At 67.7% G+C, this 17834-nt stretch carries 14 protein-coding genes; 9 read left to right on the top strand and 5 right to left on the bottom strand.

Annotation, left to right across the window (positions count from 1 at the left end):
- Positions 1-478 precede the first annotated feature (478 nt).
- The 4 genes from AC5P9P_RS18200 (at position 479) to AC5P9P_RS18185 (ending at position 8255) form a co-directional block, all read left to right on the top strand.
- The gene (locus AC5P9P_RS18200; RefSeq protein ID WP_005409990.1) at positions 479-1459 is read left to right on the top strand and encodes an AraC family transcriptional regulator; all 981 of its coding nucleotides are present in this window, start codon (positions 479-481) and stop codon (positions 1457-1459) included.
- A gap of 235 nt (positions 1460-1694) precedes the next feature.
- Complete coding sequence (locus tag AC5P9P_RS18195; RefSeq protein ID WP_495233004.1) at positions 1695-6944, top strand: ESPR-type extended signal peptide-containing protein; 5250 nt, start codon at positions 1695-1697, stop codon at positions 6942-6944.
- A gap of 62 nt (positions 6945-7006) precedes the next feature.
- Positions 7007-7843 (top strand): OmpA family protein, encoded by an 837-nt coding sequence (locus tag AC5P9P_RS18190; protein WP_005409988.1) that lies wholly within the window; start codon positions 7007-7009, stop codon positions 7841-7843.
- A gap of 121 nt (positions 7844-7964) precedes the next feature.
- Positions 7965-8255 carry a DUF6959 family protein gene (locus tag AC5P9P_RS18185; protein WP_019659952.1) on the top strand — a complete coding sequence of 97 codons (291 nt, stop codon included), beginning with the start codon at positions 7965-7967 and terminating at the stop codon, positions 8253-8255.
- Between the two features lie 79 nt (positions 8256-8334).
- Here the strand turns inward: AC5P9P_RS18185 and AC5P9P_RS18180 are convergent, their stop codons facing one another.
- Entirely contained in the window at positions 8335-9162 is an 828-nt protein-coding gene (locus tag AC5P9P_RS18180; protein WP_049453435.1) for a class I SAM-dependent methyltransferase, read from the bottom strand.
- Positions 9163-9225: 63 nt separating this feature from the next.
- Here AC5P9P_RS18180 and AC5P9P_RS18175 point away from each other — a divergent pair, with 63 nt between their 5' ends.
- Positions 9226-9633, top strand: a complete 408-nt coding sequence (locus tag AC5P9P_RS18175) for a MerR family transcriptional regulator (protein WP_049404010.1) — start codon at positions 9226-9228, stop codon at positions 9631-9633.
- A gap of 71 nt (positions 9634-9704) precedes the next feature.
- Here AC5P9P_RS18175 and AC5P9P_RS18170 read toward each other — a convergent pair whose 3' ends face one another.
- From AC5P9P_RS18170 to AC5P9P_RS18160, 3 genes are all read right to left on the bottom strand, one after another.
- Entirely contained in the window at positions 9705-10421 is a 717-nt protein-coding gene (locus AC5P9P_RS18170; RefSeq protein ID WP_005409984.1) for an MgtC/SapB family protein, read from the bottom strand.
- 127 nt (positions 10422-10548) lie between these two features.
- Positions 10549-12321, bottom strand: coding sequence for a chloride channel protein (locus AC5P9P_RS18165; protein ID WP_012480538.1), 1773 nt, complete (start codon positions 12319-12321; stop codon positions 10549-10551).
- Between the two features lie 62 nt (positions 12322-12383).
- Complete coding sequence (locus AC5P9P_RS18160; RefSeq protein WP_495233003.1) at positions 12384-14465, bottom strand: TonB-dependent receptor family protein; 2082 nt, start codon at positions 14463-14465, stop codon at positions 12384-12386.
- A gap of 131 nt (positions 14466-14596) precedes the next feature.
- Between AC5P9P_RS18160 and AC5P9P_RS18155 the strand changes: the two genes are divergently transcribed.
- The gene (locus AC5P9P_RS18155; protein ID WP_495233002.1) at positions 14597-15517 is read left to right on the top strand and encodes a M14 family metallopeptidase; all 921 of its coding nucleotides are present in this window, start codon (positions 14597-14599) and stop codon (positions 15515-15517) included.
- Positions 15518-15585: 68 nt separating this feature from the next.
- Here AC5P9P_RS18155 and AC5P9P_RS18150 read toward each other — a convergent pair whose 3' ends face one another.
- On the bottom strand, positions 15586-16437 hold the full coding sequence (locus AC5P9P_RS18150; protein WP_111108725.1) for a LysR family transcriptional regulator: 852 nt from the start codon (positions 16435-16437) through the stop codon (positions 15586-15588).
- Positions 16438-16597: 160 nt separating this feature from the next.
- Between AC5P9P_RS18150 and AC5P9P_RS18145 the strand changes: the two genes are divergently transcribed.
- The 3 genes from AC5P9P_RS18145 (at position 16598) to AC5P9P_RS18135 (ending at position 17751) form a co-directional block, all read left to right on the top strand.
- Positions 16598-16951: an SMR family transporter gene (locus AC5P9P_RS18145; RefSeq protein WP_005409979.1), complete on the top strand. Its 354-nt coding sequence runs from the start codon at positions 16598-16600 to the stop codon at positions 16949-16951.
- The gene (locus AC5P9P_RS18140; protein ID WP_049432057.1) at positions 16951-17274 is read left to right on the top strand and encodes a DMT family transporter; all 324 of its coding nucleotides are present in this window, start codon (positions 16951-16953) and stop codon (positions 17272-17274) included. Before AC5P9P_RS18145 ends, AC5P9P_RS18140 begins: the two co-directional genes overlap by 1 nt.
- Before the next feature lie 96 nt (positions 17275-17370).
- Positions 17371-17751 carry a VOC family protein gene (locus tag AC5P9P_RS18135; protein ID WP_021204273.1) on the top strand — a complete coding sequence of 127 codons (381 nt, stop codon included), beginning with the start codon at positions 17371-17373 and terminating at the stop codon, positions 17749-17751.
- Positions 17752-17834: the final 83 nt, after the last annotated feature.

Here is a 17834-nt window from a genome sequence, read left to right as displayed (position 1 = left end):
ATACGGTCGTGGTCATACGCTCCCCCAGGTGTGGTCGTTTTTGAAGCGACCGGATCACCGTGTCGTCGACTTTGCCTGAATGGCGGTTGGCTGCAACTGGAACCTATATGCAAATTCGGCAGAAACGCGGCAGCCCTTAAACTTTCAGGTTGTTTCTGTGACGCGTATCCGTTCGCTGGCAAAACGATTCATCGACGTGCAGATATTGTGATGGCGCAAATGGTGCATGCGAATATCGTGCCACTGGCGACGACATTTTCTTCATCTCTGTATCTATTTTCTTCAATACGGAGTTCGGGTTTACCTTCGATGATTATCGGGCATACTCGCTCTCACGTTGCTGCTTTCAACCGGGTTGGTCGCGCGGCACCGGCCGAGGCCATCCCGGCAATGGCGAAGGTTCCTGGAGGAATGGTGTGGCCCTGTCAGGCAGTGGGGGCCGCAGCGAGTTGCGGATCAACGGGGGGACGACACTGTCATGGTCGATGGTGGGGTAGAAGACAGCGACGACAGCGGCCTGCGATCGATCGATCTGGCGACGCTGGGCGGCGTACTTCGCGTGTGCGATGTCGAACTGCTGCTGCTCGATGGCAACGGGCCGCGGGCGGCCTTCGCTTCGCGCGTGCATGAGGAAGCCCTGTTCTGCAGCATCAGTTGCGGTTTCCACTGCCGTGGCCGCTTCATGCTGCCACCCGACTGGGCGATGCTGGGGTATCTGCACGCCACCGATGAAACACTGAGCTGGTGCCACGGGGTGCCGCTTGCACCGGGGATGGCGCTGACGGTGATGCCCGAAGGCATTAGCGAGTTTACGCTCAGCCCCGGTACGCACATGACCCTGATGCTGGTGCCGGTCGCACGGGTGCAACGCAAGTTGACCGAACTGAGCCTGCGCAGCACACCGCCCGCGGGTCAGGCACTTTCACTGTTCAATCTGGCGAACGATTCGGCACCACTCGCCCATCATTATCAGCAGCTGCATCTTCAGCTCGGCCAGGGCGCTGGCCTGCAGCCGCAGGAAACCGAACGATTGCTGCACGAGCACGTGCAGGCCCTGCTCGGCGCAGGCGCCGCCGATCGGCCCGGTTGCAGCCGCGCCCGGCGCACGCATTATCTGATCGCACAGCGGGCGGAGAACTTCATGCGGCTCAACCTGCGCCGCAATATCTACATGAACGAGATATGCGACGCGGCGGGTGTCAGCGAACGCGGCCTGCGCTATGCCTTCGAGGATCTGTTCGGAACTTCGCCCAACCGTTATCTGTCGATGCTGCGCCTGTGCGCTGCCTGCCGCAGCCTGTCCATGGCCGATTCCAGCCGCCGTTCGGTGAAGGCGATCGCCCTCAGCTGTGGCCTGTGGGACCTCTCCCGCTTTGCCGACAACTACCGCAAGGTTTTCGGCGAGCTGCCGCGCGATACGCTGATGCGCGCTCCCGCGCAGATCGGCCAGCCGGCCTGAATCAAGCGCCGCAAGGGTTTCGGGGTGGTTTCTGCCGGAATTGCCCATGCGCTTGCCGATATCGTTGCCGCTTCTGCATAGCCCGCTGCCGATTCCGGCCGTGGATTTGCCGGAATGCGCGATTGCCGTGCCGGAATGAAGTGCGCAGCCACCGTTGCAAACGCTGAAATGTCAGTCACCTGCCTAACGGCAAGTCCACTGACATTCAAGTTGTTCGCCTACGGGGGAAGTGCTCATGAATCGCATCTACCGGCGTGTATGGAACCGCCAGCTCAATGCTCTGGTTGTGGCCTCGGAACTGGCCACCGGCGACAGCGGCGGCAGCGCCGCGCGGGATCCGCGCGCCTTCCTGCTGATGCCCACCACGCTCGCCCTGGCACTGCTGTGTGTGCTGGCCAGTGGCCACGCGGGAGCATCCGAATCGAATCAATCGCTGCGTGATCTGCAGGCTCTTGCAGCCAAGTATACCCAGCCGATGCCAGTCAAGGTCGATGCCGAGGTAGCCCTCGCGGCTGCCGCAAGCCAGGCCCAGAGCAGCCCGGCGATCAGTGCGGATGCGCGCGTCGGCCTGCAGTTGAGCACCGCGTCGCTGCCGGTGGTGCGTGACGTGCTGCCGGCCTCCGTGCAGGTCAAGCTGGCCGCGAACACGGCGCCGAAGCAGGTCGCCGTGCCAAGGCTTGCCGCTGATGTCCGAGCGAATGCCAACATCGGTCTTGGCGGCGCGCAGGTGGCATCAATCGATACCGGTGCAAAGGCGGCCGCCGGCATCAGCGGCGCGCCGGCGGGCGCACTGCGGGGTCTGAAGGCTTCTGTGGATGGGGCGCTGGATTCGAAGCTGAAGGTGGCAGGCCACCAGATCGACGCCCAGGGCCAGGTAAAGGCGACGGCGGCGATCACGCTGCCCGCCAAGGAGGAACTGCCGGGAGAAACCCACGATCGCGCGATCACCGCAGCATTCGATGCTGGTGCTGCCGGCAAGGTGCGCGTGCAGGCGCCGAATGGCCAGGAAGTGGTTGCCGATCGCAATCTGAAACTGGCCGGCCAGGCAACCGTTGCGGCGCAGAACAGCGCGCTGGGTGTCGGTGGGCTGGTGAGTAGTGTGGTCGGCGCCGCAGGCAATGCCGTCGGTGGGGCGCTCAACGGCACCGTCGGTACGGTCGGCAGCGCGGTCGGTGGTGCCCTGAATGGCACGGTTGGCAGCGTGGGCGGCGCCGTAGGCGGCACGCTCAACAACACCGTGGGCGCCGTAGGCGGCGCACTGAACGGCACCGTAGGCACCGTCGGTGGTGCCGTCGGCGGCGCCCTCAATGGCACGGTCGGCAGCGTGGGCGGCGCCGTGGGCGGAACGCTCAACAACACCGTGGCCGCCGTTGGCGGCGCACTGAACGGTACCGTAGGCAGCATCGGTGGTACGGTCGGTGGTGCCCTGAATGGCACGGTCGGCAGCGTGGGCGGCGCCGTAGGCGGCACGCTCAACAACACTGTAGGCGCCGTAGGCGGCGCACTGAACGGCGCCGTAGGCACCGTCGGTGGTGCGGTAGGCGGAGCCCTGAATGGCACGGTCGGCAGCGTCGGCGGTGCCGTAGGCGGCACGCTCAACAACACTGCAGGCGCCGTGGGCGGCGCACTGAACGGCGCCGTAGGCAGCGTCGGTGGTACGGTCGGTGGTGCCCTGAATGGCACGGTTGGCAGCGTGGGCGGCGCCGTGGGCGGCACGCTCAACAACACCGTGGGCGCCGTAGGCGGCGCACTGAACGGCGCCGTGGGCAGCGTCGGCACCGCGCTCGGCGGCACGCTCAACAACACCGTCGGTTCCGTCGGCGGTCTGCTCAATGGCGCCACCGGCTCCGGCACTGGCCTGGGTGGCCTGCTGGGCAACACGCTCGGCAACGTCGGCAGTGCCGTGGGCAACCTGCTCAACGGCAACCTCAATGGCACCCTCGGCAATCTGGGCAGCGCGGTCGGCGGCCTGGTCGGCGGCACGCTCGGCGGCCTCGGCCTGACCAAGCCCTCGGCGATCCCGCCCACCAGCCCGAAGGCGCCGGCTCCGGCCGATCCGAACGCGGGCCTGATCATCGGCACCGGCGGCCTGGTCGGCAATGTCGGGCAACTGATCGGCCCGACCACCACCAGCCTGTTCGGTGGCGATGGCTACCTGAGCAACGGCAACCTCAAGCTCAGCAATGCCAACGTGATGCAGACCTACTCGACGGTCAATGTGCTGGGCCTGCCGGTGGTCAACCTGTCGCCGGTCGGCAGCACCCTCAACGGGCTGGGCGGTGCCGCTACCGGTGGCAGCTCGCACCTGACCCTGATCGGTGGCGTCACCTCCGACAGCTACATCTACAACATCAACAACGGCAATCCGGGTGGCCTGCTGGGCCTGCTGCTGCCGAAGGACTCGCCGGCGTGGGCCGCCAAGTGCCTGGACGTCGCCCTGGCTGACATCTCGTGCTGGGCCGTGAACGCCGCGCAGGACTACCAGGTGCTGATGGGCGATGGCGCCTTCGCCAACGGTTCGAAGGAAGTGGTGATCGGTGCCAATGCACGGCACGAACTGCCGAAGGTCGATGCCAACGTCGCCTTCCCGGGTGATGGGGTCAACGACCCGAGCAATCCGACCGGTGTGCCGACCGCCGACTACGCTGCGCGCATGGGCCATTCGGTGATCGTCGGCGACAGTGCCGTCGGTACCGCAAACGGGCAGACCCTGCTCGGTGCTGAAGCCACCTCCAACCAGGCCAACTCGGTCGCACTGGGTTACCGCTCGGCCGCACTGCGCGGCGCGCAGGCCAGCTACAGTGCTTACGGCCTGACTGCTCCGCAGGTTTCGGCGGGCGAAGTGTCGGTGGGCACCGCCGGTGGTGGCGAGCGCCAGATCACCAACGTGGCTGCCGGTAGCGTCAACACCGATGCGGTCAACGTAGCCCAGCTGAAGGGCGCGATCAGCCTGATCAACGGCGTGGCCGATGCCGCCGTGACCTACGACCTGGATGCCGGCGGCAACCCGAACTATCGCCGTGTCACGCTCGGGGCGGGCACCGGCACCACCACCATCGGCAACCTGGCCGGCGGCGCAGTCACTGCCGGCAGTCTGGAAGCGGTCAATGGCGGCCAGCTGGCGGCGACCAATGCTGCCATCGCCAGCTTCTTCGGCGGCCGCGCGGCCTTCGATCCGGCCAGCGGCGCGTTCACTGCACCGCTGTTCGAGATCAGCACCATCTCCACCGGCGGCGCCATCGCCAAGGGCCTGTATGAGAATGCCACCGATGCTTTCGCCGCGGTCGACGGCTCGCTGGTCAATCTCAACACGCAGATCACCGATATCCGCAACGGTGGCACCAAGTACCTGCGGGTGAACTCGACCGGTACCGAGGCGCTGGCCACCGGCGCCGACTCGATCGCGGTCGGTACCAACGCCCGCGCCACCGCCGCCAACAGTATCGCGGTGGGTGCCGGCAGCCTGGCCGACCGTGCCAACAGCGTGTCCATTGGTGCGGCGGGTGCCGAACGCCAGGTCACCAACATGGCCGCCGGTACCGCCGCGACCGATGCGGTCAACCTGGGCCAGCTGCAGGCGTCGGAGCAGGGCGCCCTGCGCTATGACCTCAACGGCGACGGCAGCGTCAACTACGCCAGTGCCACGCTGGGCCAGAGCGGCACCGCCACCACGCTGCGCAACCTGGGCCCGGGCCAGGTCAGTGCCACCAGCAGCGAGGCCATCAACGGTGCCCAGCTGTTTGCGGCCAACCAGGCCGTTGCCACCCACCTCGGTGGTGGCGCGGCGGTCAACGCCAGCGGCGTGCTGACCGCACCGACCTACTCGATCAACAACGTGGCCGCCAACGGCACGATTACCAAGGGCAACTACAACGACGTCGGTACCGCCTTCGACGCGGTCAGCAATTCGCTGGCCAACGTTGCCGACCAGACCGGCGAGATCGACAAGCTGGCCGTGAAGTACGACGTCGACGCCAGCGGCAACGTGCTCAACAGCGTGACGCTGACCGGCACCGGCACCGGCGCGGTGAAGATCACCAACGTCGCCGCCGGCAGCATCCTGGCTGGCAGCAGCGATGCCATCACCGGCGACCAGCTGTTCAGCACCCACAGCACCATCGCCAACTACTTCGGTGGCACCACCGCGTACAACGGCACCACCAACGTGTGGACCGCGCCGAAGTTCAGCATCTCCAGCATCGCCACCGATGGCACTTTCACCAGCGGCGACTACAACAATGTCACCGCCGCCTTCACTGCGGTGGACGGCTCGCTGAAGGTCCTCAACCAGCGCATCACCAACGGCGGCGGTGGCAGTGCCTACCTGGCGGTGAACTCGACGGCAGCGGCCGCAACGGCGGCCGGGGCGGAGGCGGTGGCGGTCGGCCCGCAGGCCAGTGCGGCCGGTGCCAACAGCGTGGCGGTCGGCAACGGCGCCAGCGCCAGTGCCGGCAACAGCGTGGCACTGGGTGCAGGTTCGGTGGCCAGCGTCGGTGCGCAGAGCGGCTACACCGGTGCCTACGGCCAGACCGGTGCCAGCAACTCGGCCGGTGAGGTCTCGGTCGGCAGTACTGGCAGCGAGCGCAAGATCACGCATGTCGCCGACGGTTCCGATACGTACGACGCAACCAATGTCGGCCAGCTGAAGAACGGCGTGAACTACGCCATCGACGAATCGAAGAAGTACACCGACCAGAAGATCCAGAACATCACCAACGTGGCCGGCAGCTTCCGTGCCAACAACACCAACAACCTGGCCGACCCGTCCGCCAGCGGTGCCAACTCGGCCGCCGGTGGTGCAGGCTCAACCGCAGCCGGCGCCAACTCGACCGCGCTGGGCAATGGTTCGCAGGCGCAGGCCGACAACTCGGTGGCGGTGGGTGCGGGTTCGGTGGCGAACCGGGCCAACACGGTCTCGGTGGGTGCCGCTGGTGCCGAACGCCAGGTGGTCAACGTGGCCGACGGTTCGCAGGCCACCGATGCGGTCAACGTACGCCAGCTGCAGGCCTCGCAGCAGGGCACGATCCGCTACGACACCACGGTGAACGGTGCGACCAACTACAACAGCGTCACCCTGGGCAGCACCAGCAGCGGCCCGACCACGGTGCGCAACGTCGCCGCCGGCACCGCCGGTACCGACGCGGTCAACGTGGACCAGCTGAAGTCGGGCATGGCGCAGACCCTGGATTGGTCGAAGGCGTACACCGACGAGCGCATGGGCGGCTTCGAGCGCGACCTGCGCAAGACCGACAACCGCGCCTCGGCCGGTATCGCGTCGGCGATGGCCACCGCAGCGCTGCCGCAGCCCAGCGAAGCGGGCCGCAGCATGGCCTCGGTCGCCGCTGGCAGCTACAACGGCGAGTCGGGCGTGGCGATCGGTATCTCCGGTGTCTCTGAAGGTGGTCGCTGGATCTACAAGTTCAGCGGCTCCACCAACAGCCGTGGCGAGGCCGGTGTGGCCGTCGGTGCCGGCATCCAGTGGTGATCCCCGCGGCCGGGCCGCACGTGCGGCCCGGCATCGCGGAAACGTCCAAAGGGGGGAATGACATGAAACAGCATCGCATCGCCCGCACCGGCCAGATGGCCGCAGTGCTGGGCCTGGTCCTGGGGATGGGCCTGCTGGCTGCTTGCCGCAGCCATGCGCCGGCCGCCGACCGTCCTGCCGACACCACCGCCGTGCAGTTCCCGGAGGCGTCGAAGGCTTCGTTGAAGGAGGGCATCTATCCCGACGTCGCCGACCTGCGCAGATTCGCGCCGGGCATGAGCAAGCGGCAGCTGTATACCTTGCTGGGCACGCCGCACTTCAACGAAGGCATGTGGGGCGTGCGCGAGTGGAACTACCTGTTCAACTTCCGCACCGCGCAGGGCGCGGAGTATTTCACCTGCCAGTTCCAGGTGCGCTTCGACAGCAAGGGCATCGCCCAGGGGGGCTACTGGAAGCCGGAATCGTGCGCGGCGGTGATCGAACCGCCACGGCCACCGGCGCCGCCTGCACCGGCACCGCTGCCGGAGCAACCCCTGCGGCTGTCGGCCGACGCGCTGTTCGGATTCGACAGCGCGGTACTCAGTGCCGAAGGCCAGCAGGCGGTGCAGGGCATCCTGGCGCAGGTGCGCGAGGCCGCGCAGGTGCAGTCGATCCGGGTGACCGGGTACACCGACCGTATCGGCAGTGCCAGCTACAACCAGACCCTGTCGCAGCGACGTGCCGAGGCCGTACGCAGCGCGCTGGTGCAGGGCGGGGTGCCTGCGGCCAGCATCAGCGCCGAAGGGCGGGGCGCAGCCGAGCCGATCGTGCAGTGCGAGCAGCGCAATCGGCGCGAGCTGATCGCCTGCCTGGCGCCGAACCGTCGCGTGCAGATCGCTGGGATCGCCCAACCGCGCTGAGAGTCCCGCACCGGGGCCATGCCCCGGTATCCCGAGTCCCCCCTGACCGTCGGCAGGACGTGGTTACGTCTCCCCCGTTGACCACGCCTGCCGGCGGCTCAGGTTTCCCATGGTGCACGCGATGAACGCTCAATTCCTGCCTCTTTCCATGAAGACGGAAACCACACTCAGCGTGTACGGCCAGCTCGGCAACCATGCCGTGGTACGCATTCCCGGGCGGCGTCTGCCGGGGCTGATCCTGCAGGCAGACACCGTGGCCGGGTTCCTGGCCCAGCTGCAGGAAGCCCAGGCCTGCCTGCGCAGTGGCCGCGCACAGCGTACCGACGCCGAGCTGGACATGCTGATCGACGTGCTGCAGCAGTGGTATGCGCTGATAGAATCGCGCCTGGCCGACGCCGGCGAGGCGCTGTAGGGAAAAGGGGACGGAGGGGATTAAGTCGTTTCCGGCACACTTGGGGCAAGAGCGACTTAATCCCCTCCGTCCCCTTTTCCTAGGCGCGGGCGCGGACCAGCCAGCAGGCGGCATCCACGCGTACGCGGTCGCCCTCGATGAACGGGGTGAATGCCGCTACCGCCTTGTTCCGGAGCGAGGTGGCCCGGTCTTCCGGCATCGCGCGCAGCGCCAGGCCCAGTGGGCCCAGCTGGCCGACGTAGGTCGGCAGGCCTTCGCGGGCGAGCGAGCAGGGCAGGTCGACCGCAACAACCTCCACGTCCTTCCAGCCGGCGGCCTGCAGCAGGTGCCGCACACGCTCGCCATCGGCAAAGGCGAACTGGCCCGGTGCGCCGGGCGCGCGGGGCGGAAGATCCAGTGCATCGCCGATGGCGCGCTCGGCCGTTGTCATGAACGGGTTCTCCGCTGCGCTGCGCCAGGCGATGAAACGCAGGCCGGCACCCGGTCGCGCGGCACGGTGCAGGTTGGCGAAGGCGGCCTGGCTGTCTTCGAAGAACATCACACCCAGCCGCGATTGGATCCAGTCGAAGTGCGCGGTGGGCAGCGGATGCTGCTGTGCGTCGGCGACGATGAAGTCTGCGTCCAGTCCTGCCGCCTCGGCGCGTTGACGGGCCAGCGCCAGCATCGGCGCGGAGATGTCCAGGCCGGTGCAGTGCGCCGACGGGCGTGCGGCGGCTGAGGCCAGCAGGCTGGCACCGGTCCCGCAGCCTACATCCAGCAGTTGCGTGACGGTGTCGGGCAGTTCGTCGACCAGCAGGTCGGCCAGGGGTTGGAACAGGCCGTCGAGGATGGCCTGCTGCGCAACCCAGATCTGACCGCCGGGGCCGTTCCACAGCGCGTTCTGATCAACGGGGGATGTACTGGTCATGGTCTTGCCTTGCGGGGAAGTCGCCCATAGGTTGACGCTTGAAGGTCACTTGAGGTCAAGCCCGTGCGTGAACTGGATATCGGCGAGGTGGTCAAGCGCAGTGGCGTGCCGGCCTCGACCCTGCGCTACTACGAACAGCTTGGGCTGCTGCAGACACTGGGCCGTCGCGGCCTGCGCCGGCAGTACGACGAGCGCGTGCTGGAACGGCTGGCGCTGATCGGTCTTGGCCAGGCGGCCGGGTTGTCGCTGCAGCAGATCGGGTTGTCGCTGCCGCCGCAGGATGGATGTATCTCGCTGGACCGTGAGGCGCTGCTGGCACAGGCCGATGTGCTCCAGCGGCAGATCACCCAGTTGCAGCGGGTGCGCCGGCACCTGCAGCGCGCGGCGGCCTGCCCAGAAGCGCAGGACGCGCGGCAGTGCGGTTCATTCCGCAAGCTGCTGCGCGCACAGCAGCGCATGGCGGGTGGGTGAGAGAAGCATCCACGCATGGCGTGGATCTACTTCACCGCGACCTCGGTAGATCCACGCCATGCGTGGATGAATCAATCGCGGGTGCTGACTTCCCAGGTGGCGTGCAGCACGCCCGGCACGTGTTCCATCCGCGCCAGCACCACATCCAGCTCATCGGCACTCACGGCGGTACTGACCAGCACCGCGATCACATCGGTGGGTGCATCGGCATGCTCGACCACCTGCACGTCGCCGACCGGATACTGCGCAGCCTCCAGCGCATCGACGAGGCGCTCGCGCACCCGCGGCACGGCTTCGGCATCCACGCTCAGGCGCACTTCGTAGGTGGCTTCGGTGGCGGCCTCGTTGATCGGGATGCGGTTGATCGCATTGACCAGCGGCCGCAGCAGGGTGTTGCCGGCGATGATCAGCACGGTCAGCAGCACGCCTTCGGCCAGCATGTCCGCGCCGGTGCAGCTGCCCACCGCCGCCGAGCACCACAGGGTGGCGGCGGTGTTGAGGCCGCGAACGTTCATGCCTTCCTTCATGATCACGCCGGCACCTAGGAAGCCGACGCCGGAGACCACGTAGGAGATCACCCGCACCGCCTCGGCGCTGCCGGCGATGCGCATGCCCAGGTCGACGAAGGCCGCGGCGCCGACGGCGACCAGCACGTTGGTGCGCAGGCCGGCGGTGCGTTGCCGGTACTGGCGCTCGGCGCCGATCAGCGTGCCCAGCACGAAGGCGGCCAGCAGGCTCACCACGGTGTCGGCGAAGGGACCGGCCTGGAAGGTCTCAATGAAGCGCATGGCCGGAGTCTACCCGGTCATGGTGACAGTAGATCCACGCCACGCGTGGATTTCCAGCGGTCCACGCCACGCGTGGTTAGTCAGGTGCCAGAAACGACTTAATCCCCTCCGTCCCCTTTTTGCGGGATCAGTCGGTGTCCTCGACGCGCTCGCCCATCAGTTCGCGCTGGCGCTTGTCCAGTTCCTCGGCGTAGCGCTTGCGTACGAAGGCTTCAGAGACCACGCCCAGCACCTGGCCGTCGGCGGCGACCACGGCCAGTTCGTCGGCCTGGGTCTGGTCGAAGCGCTGCATCACGCTGACCACGTCCGCCGCTGGCGGCAGCGACACATCTCGGTTCTCGGCCAGCTCGCCAATCGTGGTCTCCGGCTTCACGCCGTCGCCGTAGACGCGCGGAATCTGCACGATGCCGGCGTAGTGGCCTTCGCTGTCGATCAGGATCACCCGGCTGCCCGAACCCAGCGGGAAGCGCTGGCGGAACGCGGCGGCATCGAGATCGGCCGGCGCGGTGGCCACGCCCTTGCGCATCAGCCGGCCGGCGTTGAGGTTCTGCACCCAGCCGACGTCGCGGGCGCTCTTGATGGTCTCGCCGCGCAGGTGCATGCGCCAGGTCGAGAACGAATAGCCGAACCACTGCCGCACCAGCGTGCTGGACACCAGCACCGCACTCATCACCACGCTGGTCAGCAGGAAGTCGTGGGTGCCTTCCAGCACCAGCATGGCCATGGTCATCGGCGCGCCGACCACCGCCGCGGCCAGCGCTGCCATGCCGGCCAGCGCGGCGGACGTGGCGTCGACCACCGGCACGCCGGTGGCCATCGCCAGCAGGCCGGCGAACAGGGCGCCGACCAGGGTGCCCATGAACAGCGAGGCGAAGAACAGGCCGCCACGGAAACCAAACCCGAGAGAGATGCCGGAGGCCAGGCACTTCAGGGTCAGCAGGCCGCCGATCCAGATCAACGGCAGGTGGGTAGTCAGGTCCAGGTGCAGCGCGCCATGGCCGGACGAGAGCACCTGCGGGCTGGCCAGGGCCAGAGGGATCAGCAGCAGGCCGCCCACCACCGGGCGACCCCACAGCGGCAATGGACTGCGCTTGACCGTGCCTTCGATCGAAGCGATCAGGCGCATGATGACAATGCCGACCATCGCGCAGCAGCAGCCGAGCAGGCCGTAAATGGCGTAGTCGGCGGCGCGCACGTCGATGGTAGAGGCAGCGGGCAGCAGGTAGGCCTCGATGCCAGCCTGGTCGGCCACGAACGCACCGGCCAGCGCGGCGACGGCCACCGGTGCCAGTGCGGCCGGGGTGTAGGCGCCGATGACGATCTCGAAGGCATAGAACGCACCAGCCAATGGCGCACCGAAGGCGGCGGCGATGGCACCGGCGGCACCGGCACCGACCAGGATGCGCACGTCGTTGCGACGCAGGCGCATCACCCGGCCCAGCTGCGAGCCGCTGCCCGCGCCCATCTGCGTATACGAGGCCTCCAGCCCGACCGACGCGCCGCAGCCGTTGGACAGCAGGGTCTGGGTCAGCACGATCAGGTTGTCGCGCATCGACATGCGGCCGCCGTGCAGGGCATTGGCTTCGACCGCATCGAGCAGGGGGCGCTTAAGCCGCGTCGCCGCAAGGCTGACCAGGCCGACCAGCAGCCCGCCCAGTGGCAGCACCAGCAGCGCGGTCCAGGTCAGCGAGGGCAGGGAGCTCAGGCGCATGCCTTCGTCCAGCCCATACAGCGTGCCCTGCAACCAACGTGCGATGCCGGACTGCAGCAGGGTCAGGTAGCCGGCGATCAGGCCGACCAGCAGGGCAAGCGCGATGAACCACAGATCACTGCCGCGCAGCCGCAGGCGCAGGCCCTGGAAAGCTGAGTGCAGGCGCGATGGCGAAACAGGCAGTGACATGGTGGCGGCATGATACGCCGCCACCGTGATCGCCACCGTCACTGCATCGGGCGATTACCGCTTCAGAAGCGGTAGCGGCCCTGCACGTAGAAGGTGCGCGGCGCGGCCACCATGCGGCCGGCGTTGCCATCGACGTTGCGGGTGTACCAGCGCTTGTCGGCCAGGTTGTTCACGCCCAGCGCGATCTCGCTGTCACCCAGTCCCGGCACCTGCCAGGCCACCTGCGCGTTCCACAGGCGAACACCCGGCACGCGGCCCACGCGCGCATCGGCGCTCTCGGCCCAGGTGTTGGCGGCGTCGGCGTACTGGCTGCTCTGGTGGGTGCTGGAGACATTGAAGGTCCAGCCGGCCAGTGCGTAGCGGGCGCCGACGCTGTCGGTGTCGCGCGCGTAGAAGGGCACGTCCAGGCCACGGTTGTCGCCGGACTGCTGGATCGCCTTGGTCCAGGTGTAGTTGGCGTACAGCTCCAGCCCGGCCAGCGCGCTGTCCTCGGCGAAGCGGTATTCCAGTGCGCTCTCCACACCCTTGTGATCGGTGGCGCCGATGTTCTGGAAAGTCGGCGGAGTGATCCCCGGCACCTGCAGGATCTGGTTGTCGAAGCGCATCTTGAACACGGTTACTTCCGCGCGCAGTGCCCCGTCCTGCCAGCGCGCACCGAGTTCGGTGGTCTTTGCAACTTCCGGGTTCAGCGGATTGCTGGCGGTCTGCGAATTCAGCTGGATGTTCTGCACCGGCCCGAACGAGGTGGTGTAGTTGCCGAACACGGTCAGCTGCGGGGTCAGCAGGTAGGCGATGTTGAGCGAGGGCAGGGCCTTGTCGTTGCGGCTGCTGAAGGTCGCCGTGCCACCGGCCTGGCGGCGGTCCATGTCGATCCATTCCATGCGCACGCCCGGGGTGATCCGCCACTGGCCGATCGCAATGCGGTCGTCGATGTAGAACGCGTGGGCGTCGGTGGCGTTGTCGAAGCGGTTGGTGGCGCTGGCCACGCCGGTGCGGCGGGTGACGGTGTAGCTGCGGTCGTTGCCACGTTCGCGCAGGAAGCGGTAGCCGGCGGTGATGTCGTGCACGCTGGCGCCCCAGTGCAGGCGCTGGGTGTAGCGCGGCTCGATGCCGAGCACGCGGTAGTCACGCGGCTGCACGGTCAGCTGGGTGTTGGCGGCGTTGATCAGCGAGCTGGCGCGGCTGCTTTCGTTGTAATAGGCCAGCACCTCGAACTCGCTGTTGGCCGACAGCGTGTTGGTGTAGCCCAGGTCGATGCCGGTGCGGTGGCCCTTCCAGAAATCGGTGGGGCGGGTGTTCTGGAACGGATCGGCCTCGTACTGCGCACGGGTCAGGCCGCCCGGCGTCAGCGAGCGTACGTCGTAGTAGGACAGCTTGGCACGCAGCTCCTGCTGTTCGTCGATGGCGTAGGCGAACTTCAGCGCGAGGTCGTTGAAGCGGTCATCGCTGCCCTGGCGCCAGCCACGCCCGTCCTGGCCGGAGTAGAGCAGCGCCGCGCCGAGGCCGTTGCCGCCGGTGCCGCCGAGGAAGGCGTTGTACTGGGTGCTGACACCGCCGCCATGGTCGTAGGCGCTGTAGCGCACACCCGCTTCGCCGTGCAGGCCCGCGCCGGTCGGAATGGCGCGGGTGCTGAAGTTGATGATGCCGCCCACGTTCTGTGGGCCGTAGCGCACCGCGCCGCCGCCGCGCACCACGTCGATCGATTCGATGTTGGACAGGCTGGTCGGTGCGAACGACAGCTGTGGCTGGCCATACGGCGCCACCGCCAGCGGCACGCCGTCCAGCAGTACGGTCGAGCGTGGCGAGTAGCGCCCGGTCAGGCCGCGCACGCCGATGTTCAGCGAGACCGAGCTGCCGGCCGTGCCGGAGTTGTCGGTGACCTGCACGCCGGGGATGCGGCGCATGGCATCGCCGATGCTGGCCGCGCCGCTGGCCTCGATGCGCTGGCGGTCGACCACCGTGCGCGCGCCGGCGAAGCTCTTGACGCTGTCATGCAGGCCGGTGCCCAGCCAGCTGCCGGAAACCTGGATGCTGTCCAGCGTGGTGGCGCTGTCCTGGGCGAGGACGCGGGTGGCCGGGAGCAGGCACAGGGCGAGGGCGGCAGCCAGGGGCAGGCGGGCCGGTTGCAGGGCGTGGATGGGCATCGGTGCGGGTTGTGGAAGGTCGTAAATGAGAATTATTGCTGATCCCATTCGCTATTGAAATGCGCCTCCGGTTCATGCCGATGCCCCGGTGGTAGAGTGGGCGATTGCTTCCTGACCCGCTGAGATCCGCCATGTCCCAAGCTGCTTTCTACCCCGTCGGAACCCCTGGCCAGCCGTGGGGAGCGGCGGAGCGGGAGGCGTGGCGTGGCCGCCAGCAGCGCCTGCGTCGCTATGACGAAGAGGTGCTGCCGCGCATCGAGGCGTTGGCTTCGCGCTTTGACAAGGTGGCCTACGGCCAGCTCGACTACGCGGGCGAGACGTACACCTTGTTGGCCCTGCGCAGCCGCGACTGGAACCCGGCGCTGCCGGCCGCGCTGGTCACCGGTGGCGTGCACGGCTATGAGACCAGCGGCGTGGTGGGCGCGCTGGAGTTCCTCGAAAAGCACGCCGCCGACTATGCCGGCAAGGCCAACCTGCTGGTGGCGCCGTGCGTGAATCCGTGGGGCTTCGAGCGCATCAACCGCTGGAACTTCGATGCGATCGACCCGAACCGCAACTTCCGGGCCGACGGCCCGGCCCGCGAATCGACCGCCGTCATCGAACTGATCGCGCCGTACAGGGGCCAGTTCGTGCTGCACATCGACCTGCACGAAACCACAGACAGCGACGAGAGCGAGTTCCGCCCGGCGCTGGCCGCGCGTGACGGCAAGCCGTTCGAGCCGGGCCGGATTCCCGATGGGTTCTACCTGGTGGACGACAGCGGGAACCCACAACCGGCCTTCCAGCAGGCGGTCATCGCCGCGGTGGAGAAGGTCACCCATATCGCGCCGGCCGACGACAAGGGCGAGATCATCGGTTCGCTGGTGGTGGCCCATGGCGTGATCGAGTACCCGCTGGTGAAGCTGGGCCTGTGCGCCGGCATTACCGGCGCCAAGTACACCACCACCACCGAGGTCTACCCGGACAGCCCGCGGGCGACGCCACAGCAGTGCAACGACGCACAGGTGGCGGCGGTGTGCTCGGCGCTGGATTACGCGCTCGCCCATCGTTGATCGGTAGTGCCGGCCGCTGGCCGGCAACCACGGGACACTGGGATTGCCGGCCAGCGCCCGGCACTACCTCATCCAAGCGCGTCGGCCCACCACAGTGCGGCCGGTCCGGGCGGCGTGTCGCGGCGCCACAGCAGGTCGCTGTGGATGCGCCGCGGCCACCCGGGCAGCGTCAGTTCCACCAGTTGCCCGCGGTCGTAGCGTTGCACCAGCGCGCGGGGCAGTTCGGCCCAGCCGATGCCGTCCTCGGCCATCTCCATCACCATCAGGTAGTCGGTGGCGGTCCAGGCCAGGCCGGTGACCACGCGGGACTGATCGACTTCCGCGCTCAGGCGCACCTGCCGATGCCGCGCCAGTTGTGCGGCGGCGCGACGCCCGGCGCTGGCCAGCGGATGTTCGCGCGCCACGTATACCGACAGTTCGCTGTGATGGGCCAGCGGCCGGGCCATCAGGCCATCTGGATAGTGTTCCTGCCGTGGCAGCAGCCCGAGCGCGGCGCGTCCGTTGCTCACCAGTTCCAGCACGTCCTCGCCCTCGGCATCCAGCCATTCCAGTTCGATCTCCGGGAACGCCTCGGAGAAGCGCTGCAGGATCCGCTGTTCGGGATCAAGCTGGTAGACATCGGAGAACACCACGGTCAGTCGCGCTTCGACCGGTGCGGCCAGGCGCACGCTCAACTGTTGCAGGCGTGCATCGGCAGCCAGGATCTCCTGCGCGTGCCCCAGCACCTGGCGCCCGGCCTCGGTCAGCTGGGGGTAGCGCCCGCTGCGATCGAACAGGCTCACGCCCAGGTCGGTTTCCAGGTGGGCAATGGCGGTACTGACCGTCGACTGGGTCTTGCGCAGCCGTCGCGCGGCGGCCGAGAACGAGCCCAGCGCCGCGGCTTCCACGAAGGCCTGCAGGGATTCAGGGGAGTAGGGCATTTATCCATCGCTCCTGTCGATGGAATCCATTTTGATCCCACCGTAAAAGGCGATGATACTAGTCGCCGTCGCCCCTGTCTGCTGGGCGTTCCGGATCCTCCACGCTCGGCGTGGATCCATTGATGAGGCGGCGTGGTCCCCGCCCTGCAAGGAGCTTCACATGTCCCGTACTGTTCCCGCCCGTGGCGCGCTGGTCGCCTGGGCCTGCCTGACCGTGGCGATCGTCGCCGAAGTGGTCGGCACCTCGTTCATGGCCCACGCCGCCCGCGATGGCGGCTGGACCGGCTATCTGGTCATGGCCGGCGCGCTGGCGCTGTCCTATTTCTTCCTGGCGCAGTCGGTGCGCCGCATCGCGGTGGGCGTGGCCTACGCGGTATGGGAAGGCCTGGGCCTGACCCTGCTGACCGTGGTCGGCCTCACCGTCTTCGGTGAAAGCCTGTCGCTGCAGCAGCTGGCCGGCCTGGTGCTGGCGGTGGTCGGCATCGTCTGCGTCACTCTCGGGGAGGCACACTGATGAACACCCTGGCCCTGTTTTTCGTGATCTGTTCGGCGCTGATCGACGTCGCCGCCAACATGATGGTGGCCAAGTCGGAGGGCTTCCGCCGCTGGCGCTGGGGCGTCGGTGCGATCGTCATGGTCTGGATCGCCTTCGCCCTGCTGGGCCAGGCCGTACGCTACATGGATCTGGCCACGGCCTATGCGATGTGGGGGGCGATCGGCGTGATCGGCACCGCCACCTGCGGCCGCCTGTTGTTCGGTAACCGCCTGCGGCCGATCGGCTGGGTTGGCATCGCCCTGGTCACGGCGGCGGTACTGCTGCTCAGCACCGCTAAGTAGCAGCACGCCCGGTCGCGAGCGGGGCGGCGATGATGCAGCGATTTGCGAAGTCGCCCGCGCTCATCGACACTGCGGTTTTCCACATGGAGTGCCCGCATGTTCAGCCACATCACCGTAGGAACGAACGACATGGATGCCGCGCGTCGCTTCTACGACGCCCTGTTCGCTGCGATGGCCGCGCGTGCGGGCGTATTCGACGAGAAGGGACGGCTGCTGTACTTCAAGGATGGACGGATGTTCGGTGTAACCGCGCCGATCGATGGGCAGCCAGCGTGCCATGCCAACGGTGGCACCATCGGTTTCAGTCTGGGCAGTGCAGAGGCCGTGCGTGCCTGGCAGGAAGCTGGAGTGGCTCACGGTGGTACCGCCATCGAAGATCCGCCCGGCGTCCGCAACATGTCCGGTCGGCAGGTGTTCCTGGCCTATCTGCGTGACCCGGATGGCAACAAGCTGTGTGCGGTGCATGTAATGTCGTGATCGGACAGGATGCGCGTGGCCGCGCCGCAGGCGGTGCGCGCGGCCCGCGCAAGCAAGGGTGCGTCGCAGCGCGCGCGTGATAC

It is taken from the genome of Stenotrophomonas sp. YJH_SMC_14-1, from assembly GCF_059372275.1.
Note: the sequence above shows the minus strand (reverse complement) of the source record. Positions and strands in the feature narration are given on the sequence as shown.